The 15619-nt window shown below is 70.5% G+C and carries 18 protein-coding genes; 6 read left to right on the forward strand and 12 right to left on the reverse strand.

All coding sequences use genetic code 11. The annotated features are described in order from the left end of the window. Positions 1-8: 8 nt before the first annotated feature. The 3 genes from CXQ92_RS11375 to CXQ92_RS11385 form a co-directional block, all read right to left on the reverse strand. Positions 9-1331: an alpha-amylase family glycosyl hydrolase gene (locus tag CXQ92_RS11375; RefSeq protein WP_104167831.1), complete on the reverse strand. Its 1323-nt coding sequence runs from the start codon at positions 1329-1331 to the stop codon at positions 9-11. Positions 1332-1450: 119 nt separating this feature from the next. Then, a complete protein-coding gene (locus CXQ92_RS11380) occupies positions 1451-2323 on the reverse strand; it encodes a cytochrome c oxidase assembly protein (RefSeq protein WP_104167832.1) in 873 nt (290 codons plus the stop codon). After that, the gene (locus CXQ92_RS11385) at positions 2316-2750 is read right to left on the reverse strand and encodes a DUF2243 domain-containing protein (RefSeq protein ID WP_306738559.1); all 435 of its coding nucleotides are present in this window, start codon (positions 2748-2750) and stop codon (positions 2316-2318) included. Before CXQ92_RS11385 ends, CXQ92_RS11380 begins: the two co-directional genes overlap by 8 nt. Positions 2751-3042: 292 nt before the next feature. On the opposite strand from CXQ92_RS11385, the gene CXQ92_RS11390 reads away from it, so the two are divergent. Next, positions 3043-3345, forward strand: a complete 303-nt coding sequence (locus CXQ92_RS11390) for a DUF4193 domain-containing protein (protein WP_104167834.1) — start codon at positions 3043-3045, stop codon at positions 3343-3345. A gap of 64 nt (positions 3346-3409) precedes the next feature. Here CXQ92_RS11390 and CXQ92_RS11395 read toward each other — a convergent pair whose 3' ends face one another. Together CXQ92_RS11395 and CXQ92_RS11400 are read right to left on the reverse strand one after the other, a co-directional pair. Further along, positions 3410-3730: a hypothetical protein gene (locus tag CXQ92_RS11395; RefSeq protein WP_146067454.1), complete on the reverse strand. Its 321-nt coding sequence runs from the start codon at positions 3728-3730 to the stop codon at positions 3410-3412. Between the two features lie 148 nt (positions 3731-3878). Next, the gene (locus CXQ92_RS11400) at positions 3879-5168 is read right to left on the reverse strand and encodes an alpha-hydroxy acid oxidase (RefSeq protein WP_104167836.1); all 1290 of its coding nucleotides are present in this window, start codon (positions 5166-5168) and stop codon (positions 3879-3881) included. Between the two features lie 115 nt (positions 5169-5283). Between CXQ92_RS11400 and CXQ92_RS11405 the strand changes: the two genes are divergently transcribed. The 3 genes from CXQ92_RS11405 to CXQ92_RS11415 are packed head-to-tail and all read left to right on the forward strand — an operon-like array spanning position 5284 to position 6988. Continuing rightward, positions 5284-6024, forward strand: a complete 741-nt coding sequence (locus tag CXQ92_RS11405) for a FadR/GntR family transcriptional regulator (RefSeq protein ID WP_104167837.1) — start codon at positions 5284-5286, stop codon at positions 6022-6024. Positions 6025-6053: 29 nt separating this feature from the next. After that, positions 6054-6473, forward strand: a complete 420-nt coding sequence (locus tag CXQ92_RS11410) for a hypothetical protein (RefSeq protein WP_146067455.1) — start codon at positions 6054-6056, stop codon at positions 6471-6473. Continuing rightward, complete coding sequence (locus tag CXQ92_RS11415; protein ID WP_104167839.1) at positions 6470-6988, forward strand: DUF664 domain-containing protein; 519 nt, start codon at positions 6470-6472, stop codon at positions 6986-6988. Before CXQ92_RS11410 ends, CXQ92_RS11415 begins: the two co-directional genes overlap by 4 nt. On the opposite strand, the gene CXQ92_RS11420 is transcribed toward CXQ92_RS11415, so the two are convergent. After that, positions 6985-7647 (reverse strand): alpha-ketoglutarate-dependent dioxygenase AlkB, encoded by a 663-nt coding sequence (locus CXQ92_RS11420; RefSeq protein WP_104167840.1) that lies wholly within the window; start codon positions 7645-7647, stop codon positions 6985-6987. The genes CXQ92_RS11415 and CXQ92_RS11420 overlap by 4 nt on opposite strands. Positions 7648-7709: 62 nt before the next feature. Beyond that, positions 7710-8567, reverse strand: a complete 858-nt coding sequence (locus CXQ92_RS11425) for a DUF1684 domain-containing protein (RefSeq protein ID WP_104167841.1) — start codon at positions 8565-8567, stop codon at positions 7710-7712. A gap of 139 nt (positions 8568-8706) precedes the next feature. On the opposite strand from CXQ92_RS11425, the gene ppk2 reads away from it, so the two are divergent. Beyond that, positions 8707-9657 (forward strand): polyphosphate kinase 2, encoded by a 951-nt coding sequence (gene ppk2 / locus CXQ92_RS11430; RefSeq protein WP_104167842.1) that lies wholly within the window; start codon positions 8707-8709, stop codon positions 9655-9657. Between the two features lie 42 nt (positions 9658-9699). Here the strand turns inward: ppk2 and CXQ92_RS11435 are convergent, their stop codons facing one another. The 5 genes from CXQ92_RS11435 to CXQ92_RS11455 all read right to left on the reverse strand — a co-directional run bounded on the left by CXQ92_RS11435 (position 9700) and on the right by CXQ92_RS11455 (position 14813). Then, positions 9700-10122: a DUF4190 domain-containing protein gene (locus CXQ92_RS11435; RefSeq protein WP_104167843.1), complete on the reverse strand. Its 423-nt coding sequence runs from the start codon at positions 10120-10122 to the stop codon at positions 9700-9702. Positions 10123-10206: 84 nt separating this feature from the next. Further along, complete coding sequence (locus CXQ92_RS11440) at positions 10207-11706, reverse strand: APC family permease (RefSeq protein ID WP_104167844.1); 1500 nt, start codon at positions 11704-11706, stop codon at positions 10207-10209. Positions 11707-11840: 134 nt separating this feature from the next. Further along, positions 11841-13301, reverse strand: coding sequence for an amino acid permease (locus CXQ92_RS11445; protein WP_104167845.1), 1461 nt, complete (start codon positions 13299-13301; stop codon positions 11841-11843). A gap of 101 nt (positions 13302-13402) precedes the next feature. Further along, entirely contained in the window at positions 13403-14035 is a 633-nt protein-coding gene (locus tag CXQ92_RS11450) for a TetR/AcrR family transcriptional regulator (protein ID WP_104167846.1), read from the reverse strand. After that, entirely contained in the window at positions 14019-14813 is a 795-nt protein-coding gene (locus tag CXQ92_RS11455) for a phosphatase PAP2 family protein (protein WP_104167847.1), read from the reverse strand. The genes CXQ92_RS11450 and CXQ92_RS11455 overlap by 17 nt, the downstream gene beginning before the upstream one ends. 113 nt (positions 14814-14926) lie before the next feature. Between CXQ92_RS11455 and CXQ92_RS11460 the strand changes: the two genes are divergently transcribed. Continuing rightward, the gene (locus tag CXQ92_RS11460) at positions 14927-15589 is read left to right on the forward strand and encodes a pyridoxal 5'-phosphate synthase (protein WP_258069874.1); all 663 of its coding nucleotides are present in this window, start codon (positions 14927-14929) and stop codon (positions 15587-15589) included. The last annotated feature ends 30 nt before the right edge of the window (positions 15590-15619 follow it).

The following is a 15619-nucleotide window of genomic DNA, read 5'->3' on the forward strand; positions in this document are numbered from 1 at the left end:
GAGGTGCCTCAGCCGAGGACGGCCCAGCGCCGGGCCGGTACGAGCGCCGTGTCCGCGCCGCCGTCGACCGCCGCGTGTCCGGCGAGGACGGACGACGCGCCGGCGACACCGACGCGCTGGGCCTCGTGGGAGAGATTCAGCACCACGACGAGCGCGTCGGAGCCGAGCGCGGTGCGGTAGGCGAGCACCTCGTTGGACAGGTGGAGCACCTGGGTCCTCGCCCGGTGCAGCCATGCGTGCCGGCGGCGCAGCCCGATGAGCTCCTGATGCAGGGCGACGACGGGCCCGCCGATCGGGGAGAGGTCCTGCGGCGAGCGCGGGAAGAGGGGGCGGACGTCGTCGTCGCCCCCGGCGCGGTCCGCCTTGATGCCGCGGTAGCCCTGCTCGTCCCCGTAGTACACGGAGGGCGTCCCGCCGACCGTGAAGAGGACGACGACGGCGTGCTCCACGAGGGACGCGTCCTCGAGCCTGCTCGCGATGCGTGTGACGTCGTGGTTCCCGATGAAGGTCAGCGGCGCGAAGGCCGCGAGGAGCGCGTCATGGCGCTCGAGGGCCGCGGCGAGCTCGTAGAGGTTCGCATCGTTGAGCGAACTCCAGATCGCCTTCCACAGCTCGTACTGGGTGGTGGAATCGATGCCGCCGGACTGGACCGCCGCAGCGTAGTCCCCATGGATGTACTCGCCGACGAAGTAGGCGTCGGGGTGCGCCTCCCGGACCCGCCGCGTCACCCCGGCCCAGAACGACGACGGCACGGCGTAGGCGGCGTCGAGCCGCCAGCCGTCCGCCCCGCGTCCCAGCCAGTACTCCATGACTTCGACGACGAAGTCCGCGACCGCGGGCTCCTCGTGGTTCAGGGCCACGAGGTGGTGGTGGCCCTCGAAATCGCGGTACCCGGGTTCGACGCCGGGCCCGGCGCCGTCGGGCCAGTCGAGGGAGAACCAGGCAGTGGTCGGCGCGTCCGGCCCCTGGGCGAGGACCTGCTGGAACGGCGCGAAGGAGCGCCCCGTGTGGTTGAAGACGCCGTCGAGGATGATACGCAGTCCGCGCCTGTTCGCCTCCGCGACCAGGGTGTCGAAGTCCTCGAGCGTGCCCAGCCGGGGATCGATGGCGAAGTAGTCCGTGGTGTCGTAGCCGTGCGTCTCGGAGGCGAAGACGGGCCCGAGTGCCAGCCCCGACATGCCCAGGTCCACGGCGTAATCGAGCCACGGGATCAGACCGAGCAGGCGATGCGCCCCGGCCGGCTCCTGGGTGGCGGACTTCTCCGCGCCCACGAAGCCGAGGGGGTACACCTGCCACCAGATCGCGTGCTGGACCCACTCGGGTTCGTTCATGGCACAGGCCTTCCCGTCTGCTCGCACCCGCCCCTCTCGGGCAGCGCCCCGACGGCAGCCGGGGCGCTGACCAGCCTACGTCGCCGAGCCGCCGGTCACCCGCAGCGAGCGGCAGGACGTCACCCGGCTGTCCGTGACCCGCCCGGTCCTGCGTCGGAGCCGGCCGTGCTCCCGGACGGCATCCTGGCTCCTCGACGGTGCCGTCCCGTCTCGCGGTAGACCTGCGCGCAGAAGAGGACCAGCAGGAGGGCGTGGGCCACATCGCCGCCGTAGTACATGAGCAGGGCCGCCTGCTCGGTGTCGGGAGGCATGCCGCCCCGCCCGGCCACGGAGTACAGGTGCTTAGCGACCATTCCGTGCACGGCGATGGCCGCCACGACGACCGCCGCCCTGACCCAGGCAGGTGCGCGGTGTGGATGGGGGTCTATCCCGATGACGGCATAGGCGAACAGGGTGCCGGATGCCACGAAGTGGACGTGGAGGAGCGGTCCGAGCACGGCGTGGTGCAGCACCGCGAGCCCTGCACCGTCCCAGTACAGAAGAGCCATGGGTACCGTGGCCAGGAGCATGGCGGTGAGGGGATGGGCGAGCAGCCGCAGCGCCGCCGTACGGACGATCCTGCTGTACGTGCGCCCCACCCGGCCCGGCACGGCCCGCAGGAAGACGGTGGCGGGAGCGCCGAGGACGAGCAGCAGTGGAACGATCATGCCCAGGACGAGATGGACGGCCATGTGCCCGGTGAGGGTCCCGGCGGCGGCCCGTGCGAGGGGGCCCGCTGTCACGGCGAGCCCGAGCGCCGTCCCGGACAGCCATGCGATCGAGTACCGGAGCGGACGGGCGTCGCGTCCGCGCAGGGCGGCGGCACGCCCGGCGGCGAGATACAGCACGGCGAGGCAGGCCCAGACGACGACGGCGGCCGCGTCCAGCGCGAAGGCGGTCGGATCACCGACGACGGGCGCCGGTGGTCCGGGGTGGTGCGGGCCGTCAGGCACGGTCCGCGGTGTCGCCCCCGCGTCCGGCGCGCCGGGCCGTCCTGAGCACGAGGAGTCCGGCGACCAGGAACACCACTGCGGCGCCGTTCCACAGCAGGTCGTACGGCAGGAGGTCGACGCCGTAGCGGATCTGGTGCAGGTCCAGGATCTTGTGGTGCATCACGCCGTCGTACAGCTGGAAGGCGCCGATCCCCACGAGGGTTCCGCCCACCCACCGGCGGGTGTCCAGTGCGTTGCGGCGTCGGAGGTCGGCGAACAGGAAGAGCGACGCCACCGTCGCGAACCAGCTGAAGGCGTGGAAGAGGCCGTCGGACACGAGGCCGGCGCCGGGCGTCGACCGGTCGTAGAAGTGGTGCCAATGGAGCAGCTGGTGGAACACGGCCTCGTCGATGAAGGCGATGATCCCGCAGCCGAACAGGACCCCCACCAGCACGTTACGACGCCCGGGGGAACGCGCCCCCGCGCGGGGAGCGGATGCGGGAGGCCGGGTGGATGAGGCGATGGTGTTCCCCGTCGTCGGGTGGGCTGGGATGATGTCCAGCGTGCCAGCGCAGCCGGCTGGGCGTCCACCGGTTTCCCGGCAGGCGGACCCCGGCTCCGGGTGGTATGACAAGCATCACGGGAGCGCTGGAAGCCGCGTGCGCGCTGATTCCTGCCATTAGACTCAGGTGCTGCACACGCCCCACCGGGCACCAGACCCCTCGAAGAACGGCATCGGCATGGCAACGGACTACGACGCACCGCGCAACAACGACGAGGACAAGGAAGCGGAGTCCCTGGAGGCACTCCAGGCGAACCGCGGCAGCACCGCCCAGTCGTCGTCGGTCGACGTCGAGGACGGCGACACCGCGGAGGGCATCGATCTGCCGGGTGCGGATCTCTCCGGCGAGGAACTCCTCATCCAGGTGATCCCGCCGCAGGAGGACGAGTTCACGTGTGCGTCCTGCTTCCTGGTCCGGCACCGCAGCCAGATCGCCCTCGAGAAGGACGGCCGGCAGTACTGCACCGACTGCGAGGGCTAGACCTCCCGCTGGTGCTGACGGACGGCGCTCCCTCGAGGGGGCCGTCCCGTTCCGCGGGCAGTCCTCAGGAGGCCTTCCCGCCGTACCACCAGTGCGCGTCCTCTCGCGGTGCCTGCCGCGGGAGTGGCAGGGTCATGACGACGGCGCGCCGGCGGGGGTGCGTGAGGAGCATCCTGATCACCGCGAGCAGCGCGGCGGGGATGGACACGAGGAGGACGACGGCGACCGCGTACACCGCGAGCGCCGCGTGGACCGGCGAATGGTGGAGCCCATCCACGAGGGCGCCGCTGCCCAGCCACAGCCACAGCCAGAACAGCCCGATGACGTAGAGCAGGGACCGGGCGCGCCTGTAGGGCAACGGATGGTGCACCCGCCTACGCGCCATATTCGTCTCCCGGATCGGTCCCTCGGGCCCGCCCAGGGCAGGACCACTGGAGGAAAGACTAGACCGGCATCCGGGCTCTCCCGGAAATTGATACCGAATCGATATGTAGCGGGACCCGGGGTGTCCGGGAACGGGATCGCGATGGCACCTACAGCGTCATCGCGGCTTTCGGCAGATCGGCATCGGCGGGTGCTTCGCCGAGCAGCCGGACGTGGTCGGGATTGAGGTCCCCGATCCGGTTCACGCCCAGGAGCTGCATGGTGCGGGCCGTCTGCGTGCCGAGGATCTCGAGGGTGCGGTCCACGCCTTTGCGGCCACCGGCCATGAGGCCGTACAGGTAGGCCCGGCCGATCAGGGTGAAGTCGGCACCGAGTGCCATGGCGGCGACGACGTCCCCGCCGCTCATGATGCCCGTGTCGAGGATGATCGCCGTCCTGCCCTTCAGCTCGGCGGCGACGCGCGGCAGCAGGTGCAGGGGGACGGGCGCGCGGTCCAGCTGGCGCCCGCCGTGGTTGGACAGGATGATCCCGTCAGCACCGTGGTCCACCGCCTTCTTCGCGTCGTCGAGCGTCTGGATGCCCTTCACCACGAGGTTGCCCTTCCACACGCTGCGCAGCCAGTCGAGGTCCTCGAACGTGAGGGTGGGGTCGAACATCGAGTTGATGAGGTCCGCCACCGTGCCCGAGTAGCGGGAGAGGGAGGCGAAGGACAGCGGTTCGTGGGTGAGGAAGTTGAACCACCACGCAGGCCGGTACGAGGCATCCACGACAGTCTTCAGGGTCAAAGCCGGCGGGATGGTCATCCCGTTCCGGACATCCCGGAGGCGGGCCCCGGCGACCGCGGTGTCCACGGTGACCATGAGGGTGTCGTTGCCTGCCGCGGCGGCACGCGCGATGAGCTCCATGGAGCGGTCGCGGTCCGTCCACAGATACAGCTGGAACCAGTTGCGCCCGTCCGGCGCCGCCTGCGCCACGTCCTCGATGGATGCCGTGCCCATGGTCGAGAGCGTGTAGGGGATGCCCGCAGCCGCGGCCGCCCGGGACCCGGCGTACTCGCCCTCGGACTGCATCATGCGCGTGAAGCCGGTGGGGGCGATACCGAACGGCAGTGCGGAGTCCCTCCCGAGGATCGGGGTGACCGTGCTGACCGTCTCCACGTTCCGCAGGATGCCCGGCCGGAACTCGACGTCGAGGAACGCCTGGCGTGCACGCCCCAGGGAGATCTCGGCCTCCGCCGCACCGTCCGTGTAGTCGAAGGGCGCGGTGGGCGTGCGCCGCTTGGCCAGGTCGCGGAGATCCCAGACGGTGTTGGCACGCTGGAGGCGCCCGGCGGCGCCGAATTCCGGCTTCTTGAACTGCATGAGCGGTGCGAGGTCCGCGACCTTGGGGATCCGGCGCCTCAGGGCGGGAGGAACGGATGCACTCGAGGGTGTCTGCATGGTCTGCCTTTGCTCGTCGTCGGGCCGTGGCTCAGCCGGCGTCGTCGAGCGCCGAGTGAGGTCGGACCACAGATCCTACGGCGTGTGGTCCGACCACACAAGCTATGCTGGCGGCATGCGCAATCACCAGGTCGTGTCTGCATGGCTCGAGCAGGAACTCGCGGCAGGCCGGCTTGCCATCGGGTCCCGCCTGCCGGGGGAGCGCGCGATGGCGGAGCAGCTCGGCATCTCCCGTGCCTCCGTGCGGGAGGGGACACGCGTCCTGGAGGCGCTCGGCGTCGTCCGCGCCGGCGTGGGCTCCGGTCCGCAGGCCGGGACCGTCATCACCGGCAATCCCGCGCTGGCCCTCGACTCCGCCCTGCGGCTCCACGTCGCGAGCGCGCACCTGCCCGTCAAGGACGTCGTCGAGACGCGACTGCTGCTCGAGACGTGGGCGGCGGCCCACGCCTCCCCGGACTCGCCCGCCCTGGCGCGCGCGGCCCTCCTCCTCGACGAGATGGACCAGCACGACGACGGCCCGGACGGTTTCCTGGAGCGCGATGCCCTCTTCCACGTAGCGCTCGCGGAGGCTGCCGGCAACGTGCTGATCGGTGCCATGATGGGATCGCTCCGCGGCTCGATCGCGGCGTACACGCAGCGGCTCACGGCCCGGCTCCCGGATTGGAGCACCACCTCCGACCGCCTCCGAACGGAGCACCGCGCCATCCTGGACGCGGTGCTGGCCGGTCGGGGCGAAACGGCGGCGGACCTGGTCCGCGACCACATCGAGGGCTTCTACCGGGAGGCCGGCGTCCCCCGGGATGCAAGCGATTCCTTCCGACGCCAGGCGCTTTCCATCACGATGCCGAATACCTAGACTGCAGGGATCTGGTCGAGCAGCGGGCCATGGACCTTGATGTGGAGCAGGCCATGGATCATCTTCCTCACAGTCTCGAATATCCCACCGTGCGGCTGAACGGGGTGACGACCGTCCAGGAGGGTCAGCGCGCGCTCCTCCCCGGCCTCCTCCTGGGTGCGGAGGCCGACATCCCGGAGGATCTCCGCGAGGTGCCGACCCGCCGGCTGAGGATCCTCTGCAACCGCATCTACCAGCGGCTCGATGCGGACCGTCCCTCCCCCGGGAGCCGGGAGCGCTACCACGCCGTCGTCGAGGAACTCGAACGGCGGGAAGCCCGGGCGGAGCAGCCGGATCCGCCTTCGGGGCTCCGCGGCACTGCCGTGATCCTTCCGCTCGTGCCGGGCACGGGGCGCCGTCGGCTCCGCCTGCCGGGGGCCGCTCGTGCCGCAGGACGGGATCGCCGATGACGTCCGTCGAGGTCCTCTCCGAAGCCTTCTCCCGGCTGCCGGGCCTCGTCCGCGGCGCCGTGCGCGGCCTCGATGCCGACCAGTTGTCCCTCCGACCGGGTGGATCCGCGAACCCGGTCGCGTGGCTCGTCTGGCACCTCACGCGGGTGGCGGACAGCCACCTCGCCGAGGCGTTCGGCCACGAGCAGGTGTGGCTGGCCGACGGCTTCGCCGACCGCTGGGACCTCGCGCTGGACCGGGAGGACACCGGCTACGGGCACTCGCGGGACCAGGTCGACGCCGTCCGCGTGGCGTCCGCGCAGCAACTGCTGGACTACTTCGACGCGGTCCATCGGATCTCCCGGACCCTCGTGGCGGACCTCGACGAGGAGGACCTCCACCGGGTGGTCGACGAGCGCTGGGATCCGCCGGTCACCCTGCTCGTCCGGCTCGTGAGCGTGCTCGACGACGCCGTGCAGCACGCCGGCCAGGCCGCGTACGCCCGCGGGATCATCCTCGCCGATCGACGGCGCTAGCCGAGGCCCGTCTGCCGCAGCGTGATGTTGAGCCGCCCCTCGAAGCCGATACCGGCCGGCGCCGTCACGGGAAGGGTCCGCAGGACACCGTGGTAGGCGAAGCGTGAGGGTCCGCCGAAGACGAAGAGATCACCGGAGGCGAGCTGCACGTCCTCCCAGGGGCGGTTCCTGTTCTCCGTGTTGCCGAACCGGAACACGCATGTTGCACCGAGGCTGAGGGAGACGACCGGGGCGCTGATCCGTTCCTCGCGGTCCTGGTGCATGCCCATCCGGGCCGCGTCGTCGTAGTAGTTCACGAGTGCGGCGTCGGGCTCGTAGGAGGAGCCCGCCTCCTCACCGTAGGCCGCCGTCACGGCGTCGCGGCCCAGCGCGCGCAGCACCTCCGGAAAGGGTGCGACGGCGGCGCCTCCGACGTCGTCGGCCGTACGGCTGTACCGGTACGGCAGCCAGTGCCAGCCGAGGCTCACGCTCTTCACGGACATCACGCCGCCGTTCGGCATGGTCACGGCGCGCATCGGGACGGGCCCGCTCGCCCAGGTGCGGCAGAGGTCCACCAGGCGGCGCTGCCGGTCGGGGTCCAGCCAGTCGGGGACGTGCACGGCGCCGGGCGCGAGCTCCCGCCGCGGGCGCGGAATCAGGGCGTCGAACGGATCGGTCACCCCACCATTGTGCTCCGGCCGGCGCGCTGTCCCCGCAGCAGCACGCGATTCCGCCGGAGCGTCTACCCCGCCACGGGAGCCTGGAACTCCGCCGGGACGCCCGCCGGCAGCTTCTCCCCCGCCTCGACGGGAGCGTCGACGACGTTCGCGCCGACCGGTGCGGGGCAGGTCCCGTAGAGCGTGAAGGCGCTGGGGTAGTTGATCGCCCGGTTGAAGTCCAGGACGACCCCGCCGTCCGGGCGGGGCCGGCGCGTGGTCACCTTGCGCCAGGCCGCGGTGGTGACCCCGTTCGTCGTGTCGTGGAAGGTGATCGAGAGCGCGCCGGACCCGTCCTGGCCCGCGCGGAGCCGGAACCGGCGGTGGTCCCCGGGAAGGGAGAAGACCACCTCGCCGGCCGTCTCGTGCATTCCCGGCACGTCCGGGTGGGCGGTGGCGATCGGCTCGTGCAGGGGATCCCCGTAGGGTTCGAACCGTCCCTCCACTACGAGATCGGGCCGGTGGTCGAAGGTCGGCACGCCGGTGAAGCCGGTGAGCGTGGGCGAGGAGGAATCCCTGGTCCGGAGGGCATAGCGGCCGGCGCGGCGCGCGAGTTCGACGACGACCCGGCGCCCGTCCTCACCGCCGTGCGCCACCCACATCAGCGATTCCTCGTCGTCGACGGTCGCCGTGATCGTCCCCTCCAGGATCCTGCCGCCGGCCGGGTCGGTCAGATCGGTCAGGCCGTCCGACGCCCCTGCGGTCAGCTGCGCGGCGTCGCCCGTGGAGGACCAGAGCCCCGGCACGACGTCGACCCGGGCCGGCTCGCTGCCGAGCCACTGGAAGGACGTCAGGCTCAGCCAGCCGTGCTCCTCGGCCAGGGCCGCATCCCGGGCGTTCCGGAAACGGCGCCAGCGTTCCTCCGGGGTCTTGACGTCGCTCACGGGTGCTCCTTGTCCTGCGGGTCGTTTGTGGGCTGTAACCCGTCATGGGGGCGGGGGATTCCCCGGACCCGTATCTCCCCCGTGCTTTCTCTGAGAGGATGGGCATCCGCGCGGCACGGTCGAATCCGGAGGACCAGGCATGAGTTCAGCAAAGGCAGCCCCCGGTGACGCGGTGCTCGACGGCGCCCCCGCCCTCGAAGTGCCGGCCATCCCGGTCCCGAATCCCCTCGCCGAGGGCGACGCCCCCGTGCTCCTGCCGCATCCGGACCAGCCGACGTGGCGCGAGGACTACCCGTACGAGAAGCGGATGACGGAACGGGAGTACCAGAAGGCCAAGAGGGCCCTCCAGATCGAACTGCTCAAGATGCAGGGGTGGGTCAGGGCGAACGAGGCCAAGGTGGCGCTGGTGTTCGAGGGCCGTGACGCGGCCGGCAAGGGCGGAACCATCAAGCGCTTCATGGAGAATCTGAATCCCCGCGGAGCGAGGATCGTCGCCCTGGACAAGCCGAGCGACAAGGAGAAGACGCAGTGGTACTTCCAGCGCTACGTCTCCACGCTCCCCTCGGGCGGCGAGATCGTCCTGTTCGACCGGTCGTGGTACAACCGGGCAGGGGTGGAGCGTGTCATGGGGTTCTGCTCGCCCACGGAGTATCTCGAGTTCATGCGGCAGGCCCCGGAATTCGAGCGCATGCTCGTCCGCAGCGACACGCACCTCATCAAGTTCTGGTTCTCGGTGTCGCAGGCGGAACAGCGGCGTCGCTTCGCCAAGCGCCACACGGACCCGGTGCGACGCTGGAAGCTCAGCCCCATGGATCTGCAGTCCCTCGACAAGTGGGACGAGTACACGGCGGCCAAGGAGGCCATGTTCTTCTACACGAACACGGCGGACGCCCCGTGGACGGTCATCAAGAGCAACGACAAGAAGCGGGCCCGGATCGAGGCGATGCGCTACGTCCTGTACGTCCTCGACTACAAAGAGAAGGACCACGACGTCGTCGGCACGCCCGATCCGTTGATCGTCGGGACGGGGCCGCACTCGGGCGTCTTCGAGGCCGGAGAGCAGTCCACCCACCTGTTCCCCACGCTCTGACGGCAGCGGTGGCCCTCGGTCGGGCTGCCGGTCAGGTGCCGGTCAGCCGCTGAAACCGGCCGTGGCGCCGAGTCCCACGATGACGAGGACGAAGAACAGGATCCCGAACAGGATCGCGAGACCGTAGAGCGCCGTGACGATCCAGCCCAGGACCTTGCCTGCGGTCGCGGGCACGCCGAGGCGCTCCGCCTTCCGGGCCTGCCAGATGGCCAGCGGACCGAGGACGATGCCCGCCACGAAGAAGCCCACCAGACCGAGGATCAGGGAGAGCTGGGCCGCCTTCTCGCCCTCCATCGTCTGGTACGAGGACTGGTAGAGACCCGACGGATAGCTGCCGGTCTGCTGGTAGGGGCTGCTGCCGGGCTGGTTCGGCGGGTAGCCGCCGGCAGGGCCGTAGGCGCCGCCGTCGTACGGATTCCTGTGGCCGGGGGAGGGGAGTTCACTGGGATAGGGATCCTGGGACATCGTGGTTCTCCTGGTCGGCTCGGCGGTCCCGGATGACGCGACCCCGGGAAGACCATCATCCCGCGTCGAGGGCGCCGGCGCACCTCACACGTGCGCGGGATCCCCTGCGTCCGCGCGCTGCTGGGCTCCGAGGCGGGAATGCCGGTGGCCGTACGCGAAGTAGAGGGCGAAGCCGAGCACGAGCCACCCTGCGAAGAACACCCACGTGATGGTGGCGAGGTTGAACATCAGATAGAGGCAGAGCAGGGCGGATGCGATCGGGATGACACTGCCGAACGGGACGCGGAACGCCGGCGTGAGGTCCGGACGCCTGCGCCGCAGGACGATGATCCCGAGGCTCACCGTGATGAAGGCGGACAGCGTGCCGATGTTGATCATCTCGGCGAGGACCTCCACCTGGGTGAACCCGGCGAGCAGGGCGACGACGACCCCGCAGAGCACCTGGGTCCGCGCCGGCGTCCCGTGCTTGTCCGAGGTGCGGCTGAGGGCGCGCGGCATCAGCCCGTCGCGGCTGAGCGCGAAGATCACGCGTGCCAGGCCCATCAGCAGCACCATGATCACGGTGGTCAGTCCGATGAGGCTGCCCACCGAGATGACGCCGGCGGCCCAGTCCGCGCCGACCAGCTGGAAGGCGGTGGCGAGCGACGGCGCACCGGAGGCTCCGAGCTCGGTGTAGGACACCATGCCGGTCACGACCAGGGTCACCAGGATGTACAGGACGCTGACGACGGCGAGGCCCGCGAAGATGCCGCGGGGGAGGGTGCGGCTCGGATCCTCGACCTCCTCGGCGGAGGTGGCGACGACGTCGAACCCGATGAACGCGAAGAACACCAGTGCCGCTCCCGAGATGATGCCGGTGAAACCGAAGGCGGCCGGTGTCGCCCCGCTGAGGAAGGAGAGGAAGGGCTGGTCGGCCCAGCCGGTTCCGCCGTCCGTCGCAGGCTCGGAGGCCGGGACGAACGGCGTGTAGTTCCCGGGATCGACGTAGAAGAAGCCGACGACGATGACGAACAGCACGATGCCGATCTTGATGACCGTGAAGACGCTGTTGACCCGCGCGGAGAGCTTGGTGCCCCAGACCAGGACGGCGGTGAAAACCGCGACGATCAGCAGCGGACCCCAGGCGAGGTCGACGCCCAGCAGGCCGACCTCGGCGGGGACGTCGAGGTCGAGGGCGTTGAAGAGATCGGACAGGTACACGCCCCAGAACTTCGCGATGACGGCGGCGGCCATGAGCAGTTCGAGGATCAGGTTCCAGCCGATGATCCAGGCGATCAGCTCACCCATCGTGGCGTAGGTGAAGACGTAGGCGCTTCCCGCGACCGGCAGCGCCGTCGCGAACTCGGCGTAGCACATGATCGCGAGGGCGCACGTGATCGCGGCGAGGACGAAGGAGATGGTCACCGCGGGGCCGGCGTTGAAGGCGGCGGCCTGTGCGCCCACCGAGAAAATCCCCGCGCCCACGGCGACGGCGACGCCCATGACCATGAGGTCCCACGTGGTGAGGGACCGCTTGAGGCCGCGCCCCTTCTCGTCGGAGTCCTTGATCGACTGCTCGATGGACTTGGTCCGGAAGAGGTCCATGGGGCAGGTCCTTCAGTGGTGGGGGTGGAGGGTCCGCGGTCGTGGAGAGGCCGCGCACCTGTCGAGGATAGGAGCTGACGGGGCCTGCCGCACGTTCGTGACGCGGGCGGCAGGCCCGCTCGGTCCGGCGGAGGCTAGGCCTGCCGCTTCAGGAAGGCGTGGCGCGGGCTGTCCGGGTTCATGAGCGAGTGCTTCCTGCCGTAGAAGAAGTAGATGGCGAGGCCGATCAGGAGCCACACGCCGAACCGCAGCCACGTCTCCCCGTCCAGTTGCAGCATCAGGAACAGCGACGCGAGGACGCCGAACGCGGGGACGATCGGCATCAGCGGCAGCTTGAACGTGCGGGGAACCTCGGGACGGGTGCGCCGCAGCACGATCACCGCGATGCAGACCACGACGAACGCCGCGAGGATGCCGATGTTGGTGAGGTCGGCGACGGCGCGGATCGGGAACACCCCGGCGAGAAACGCCGAGGCGATCCCGGCGATCCAGGTGACGCGCTGCGGCGTGCCGTGGCGGTCCGTCGTCGAGAACCAGGCCGGCAGGAGCCCGTCGCGGCTCATCGAGAACCAGACGCGCGTGACACCGAGGAGGAAGGTCAGCATGACGGTGAGGATGGAGATCACGGCGAAGGCCGAGATGATCGTCGCGACGACGGGGAGGCCGACGAACTGGAAGGCGGAGGCGAAGCCGGCGGTCGGGCTGATGTCCTTGTAGTTCTGCATCCCGGTGAGGACGAGGGTCGCCAGGACGTACAGGATCATCGCGATGAGGAGGGACAGGAGGATGGCCTTCGGCATGTGCTTCTTGCCGTCCTTGGCCTCCTCGGCGGCGGTGCTCATGGCGTCGTACCCGAACACGGCGAAGAACACGGTGGCGGCGCCGGCGAACACGGCCCCGAAGCCGGAGGGGACGAACGGCGAGTAGTTGTCGACGTTCACGTAGAAGAAGCCGAGGCCCACGATGCCGAGGATGAGCAGGATCTTCAGGCCTACCGCGACGAGCTCGAACCGCCCGAAGGTCTTGGTGCCGCGGCTGAGGATGAAGGTGACGAGGAGGCAGACCACGATCGCGGGCAGGTTGATCACTCCGCCCGGGATGGTGTCCGGTGTTCCCTGCATCCAGGTGGGTACGGTGACGCCGATGCCGGACATGAACTCGGTGAAGTACCCCGAGATGCCGATCGCCACGACGGCCACGATGGCGATGTACTCGAGGAGCAGGTCCCAGCCGATGAACCAGCCGACGATCTCACCGAGGGCCACGTACCCGTAGGTGTAGGCGGAGCCGGCGCGGGGGATCATCCCGGCGAACTCGGCGTAGGACAGTGCTGCCGCTGCGCTGGCCAGGCCCGCGATGAGGAACGAGATGAGCACGGCCGGACCCACCGGCTCGCCGTCCGGGCCGCCGTTCGCGACGAGTCCGGCGAGCGTGAAGATCCCGACGCCGATGATGCCGCCGACGCCGATGGCGGTCAGCTGCCAGAGGCCGAGGCTCTTGAACAGGGTCGAGCGGCCCGTCTCGTCCTCGACGTTGTCGATCGGTTTGCGCCGCAACACCGATCGTGGGTTCTGCAGGGCTGATGAATCCGACATCGTCGTCCGTTCCTAGGGGGTGCTCGTGTGCACCCCCCAGTATGGAGCGGGCCGTTGGTGACCGGAAATCATTATTCCTGACGACAATTCGTCAGTTCTGCTTATCCTTCGGCGGCCACCCGGCGGCGGAGGCCGTCCAGGACGAGGCCGAGGTACCGCTGGAAGCCCGCGTCCGGGTCCGTGGGGGCGGCCGTCACGGCCCCCGGGGGCAGTGATCCCAGCATGCGGACGAGCACCAGGACGTCCTCACCGGTGAGGTCCGGCCGCGCGCCGTCGTCCCTCAACCGTGCGGCGAACTCCTCCGCGGCCGGAGCGATCCGACGCCGCAGCATCGCGAGTCCCGCCGACACGAAGCCGGGGTCGTGCAGCAGGTCCCGCAGCCCGCGGTCCTCGAGCTGCATGCGGGCGGCGGAGCCGATGAACAGCCGTGCTGCCGCCCAGGAGTCCTCGAGCGCGAGGGCCTCGGACACCGTCGCGTCGACGTCCGTCACGCGCTCCTCGAGGATGGCCTCGATGAGGGTGCGGCGATCGGGGAACCGGCGGTACACGGTTCCCACGCCCACCCCGGCCTCACGGGCGATGTCCTCGAAACTGCACTCCGCGCCATGGACGGCGAACATGCGCCGGGCCGCGGCGAGGACCAGCTCGCGATTGTGCCGGGCATCCCGCCGGAGCGGCCGGAGGGCGGGTGGCGGACCGGCGCCGGGTCCGGGCTGCTCAGGTGGTGACGCCACGGGTGGCTGTCCGGTGGAGGCGGAACGTCAGGAAGAGCCGATGCGCGGTGATCACGACGGCGAGCCAGGCGACCCCGAGCGTCCAGGCGACCAGGACGTCCGTGAGCCAGTGGTGGCCGAGGTAGACCCGGCTGAGGCCCATGGTCACGGCGAAGACGACGGCGAGGGTGACGGTCAGCGCGCGGGTGCGCTTGCGCTGCTGCCGCAGGACCAGCAGGTATGCCACGATGCCGGCGATCACGACGGCGTTGAGGGAGTGCCCGCTGGGGAACGACGGCGACGATTCGTAGGGCGGGACCGCCAGGTCCATGGGCGGACGCAGGCGGCCGATCGCATCCTTGCCGGCGACCGTCATGAGCAGGGAGCCGAACGCCGCGGCCGGCAGCAGGATCGCCGGCGTCCAGGAGCGGCGGTGGACGGCGAGCAGCACCATCACCGAGGCGGCGAGGATGGGCATGCCGATCGGTCCGCCGATGTTGGTGTAGCCGGTGATGAAGGCGTCGAACCAGCCCTCGCGCAGCGACACGGCGAGGTCGAGGGCCGGCTGGTCGAGGGCCGCGACGCCGTCGGCCTCCACCACCGATTCGTACACTTCGGCCGACGCCGCGGTCAGGGCCGCGGCCACCCCGCCGCCGATCGCGATGAGGAGCAGCAGGGCGGCATGCGGACCGGCCCAGCGGGCGAGGGGGCGGACGCACCGGACGAGGAACCGGCCCATCGGCGACGTCCACCGGGTGAGGTCTCGTGGTCCGACGTATTGGTCCTGGTGCGCTGGCATCCACCGACTCTATGCTGCGGCCCGGGCAGGGGCATCCCGGGGCCCGGCCGGCGACGCCGAGTTGCGTGGTCGCCCGTCGGGGTGTCGGCGGGCACGAGGGCTAGGCTGGCCGCATGAGCGATCCAGGCATGATCCGCGACATCATCCGCGGCGTCCCGGTGTTCCCCGACGAGATGCCGCCCTTCGATCCGGGAGCAGCCCCCGATTCCCCGATCCCGCTGTTCGTCGAGTGGCTGCAGCGGGCGGTGGAGGACGGCGTCGCGGCGCCGCACGCGCTCACCCTCGCGACGGTGGGGCAGGACGGCCTGCCGGATGCGCGCGTCGTGATCCTGAAGGACCTCACGCCCGCCGGATGGGAGGTGGCCTCCAGCAGCGACAGTCCGAAGGGACGGCAGCTGGCGGACCATCCCTCCGCCGCGCTGACCTTCTTCTGGCCGGAGGCCGGCCGTCAGGTGCGGATCCGCGGCTCGGTCTCCACCGGCACCGCACAGGAGAACGACGCCGACTTCCAGCGCCGCCACCCGGTGGCCCGCGCCCTGGTGCTGGCCGGCAGCCAGAGCTCGGTGGTGCGCAGCAGGAGCGACGTCGACACCGCCGTGGCGGAACAGGTGCGCCGCATCGAGGCGGGGGAGGGCCTCGTGTCGACCACCTGGACGGTCTTCACCGTGGCGCCCGACGCCGTCGAGTTCTGGCAGGCCGACCAGGAGCGGCGCCACACCCGCCTGTTGTACAGCCGGTTCGGTGAGGGCTGGCGCCGGGAGATGCTCTGGCCCTAGGGCTGCACCGTCCGCCGCGTCACCCGGGCC

This window comes from Arthrobacter sp. SX1312, assembly GCF_002929295.1.
In the GTDB taxonomy this organism is placed as follows: domain Bacteria; phylum Actinomycetota; class Actinomycetes; order Actinomycetales; family Micrococcaceae; genus Arthrobacter_D.

Bases quoted from the DNA above. Each gene is read 5' to 3' on its own strand.
- CXQ92_RS11375 (WP_104167831.1), bottom strand. From the start codon at position 1,331: ATGAACGAACCCGAGTGGGTCCAGCACGCGATCTGGTGGCAGGTGTAC.
- CXQ92_RS11390 (WP_104167834.1), top strand. From the start codon at position 3,043: ATGGCAACGGACTACGACGCACCGCGCAACAACGACGAGGACAAGGAA.
- CXQ92_RS11395 (WP_146067454.1), bottom strand. From the start codon at position 3,730: ATGGCGCGTAGGCGGGTGCACCATCCGTTGCCCTACAGGCGCGCCCGG.
- CXQ92_RS11400 (WP_104167836.1), bottom strand. From the start codon at position 5,168: ATGCAGACACCCTCGAGTGCATCCGTTCCTCCCGCCCTGAGGCGCCGG.
- CXQ92_RS11405 (WP_104167837.1), top strand. From the start codon at position 5,284: ATGCGCAATCACCAGGTCGTGTCTGCATGGCTCGAGCAGGAACTCGCG.
- CXQ92_RS11410 (WP_146067455.1), top strand. From the start codon at position 6,054: ATGGACCTTGATGTGGAGCAGGCCATGGATCATCTTCCTCACAGTCTC.
- CXQ92_RS11415 (WP_104167839.1), top strand. From the start codon at position 6,470: ATGACGTCCGTCGAGGTCCTCTCCGAAGCCTTCTCCCGGCTGCCGGGC.
- ppk2 (WP_104167842.1), top strand. From the start codon at position 8,707: ATGAGTTCAGCAAAGGCAGCCCCCGGTGACGCGGTGCTCGACGGCGCC.
- CXQ92_RS11435 (WP_104167843.1), bottom strand. From the start codon at position 10,122: ATGTCCCAGGATCCCTATCCCAGTGAACTCCCCTCCCCCGGCCACAGG.
- CXQ92_RS11440 (WP_104167844.1), bottom strand. From the start codon at position 11,706: ATGGACCTCTTCCGGACCAAGTCCATCGAGCAGTCGATCAAGGACTCC.
- CXQ92_RS11445 (WP_104167845.1), bottom strand. From the start codon at position 13,301: ATGTCGGATTCATCAGCCCTGCAGAACCCACGATCGGTGTTGCGGCGC.
- CXQ92_RS11455 (WP_104167847.1), bottom strand. From the start codon at position 14,813: ATGCCAGCGCACCAGGACCAATACGTCGGACCACGAGACCTCACCCGG.
- CXQ92_RS11460 (WP_258069874.1), top strand. From the start codon at position 14,927: ATGAGCGATCCAGGCATGATCCGCGACATCATCCGCGGCGTCCCGGTG.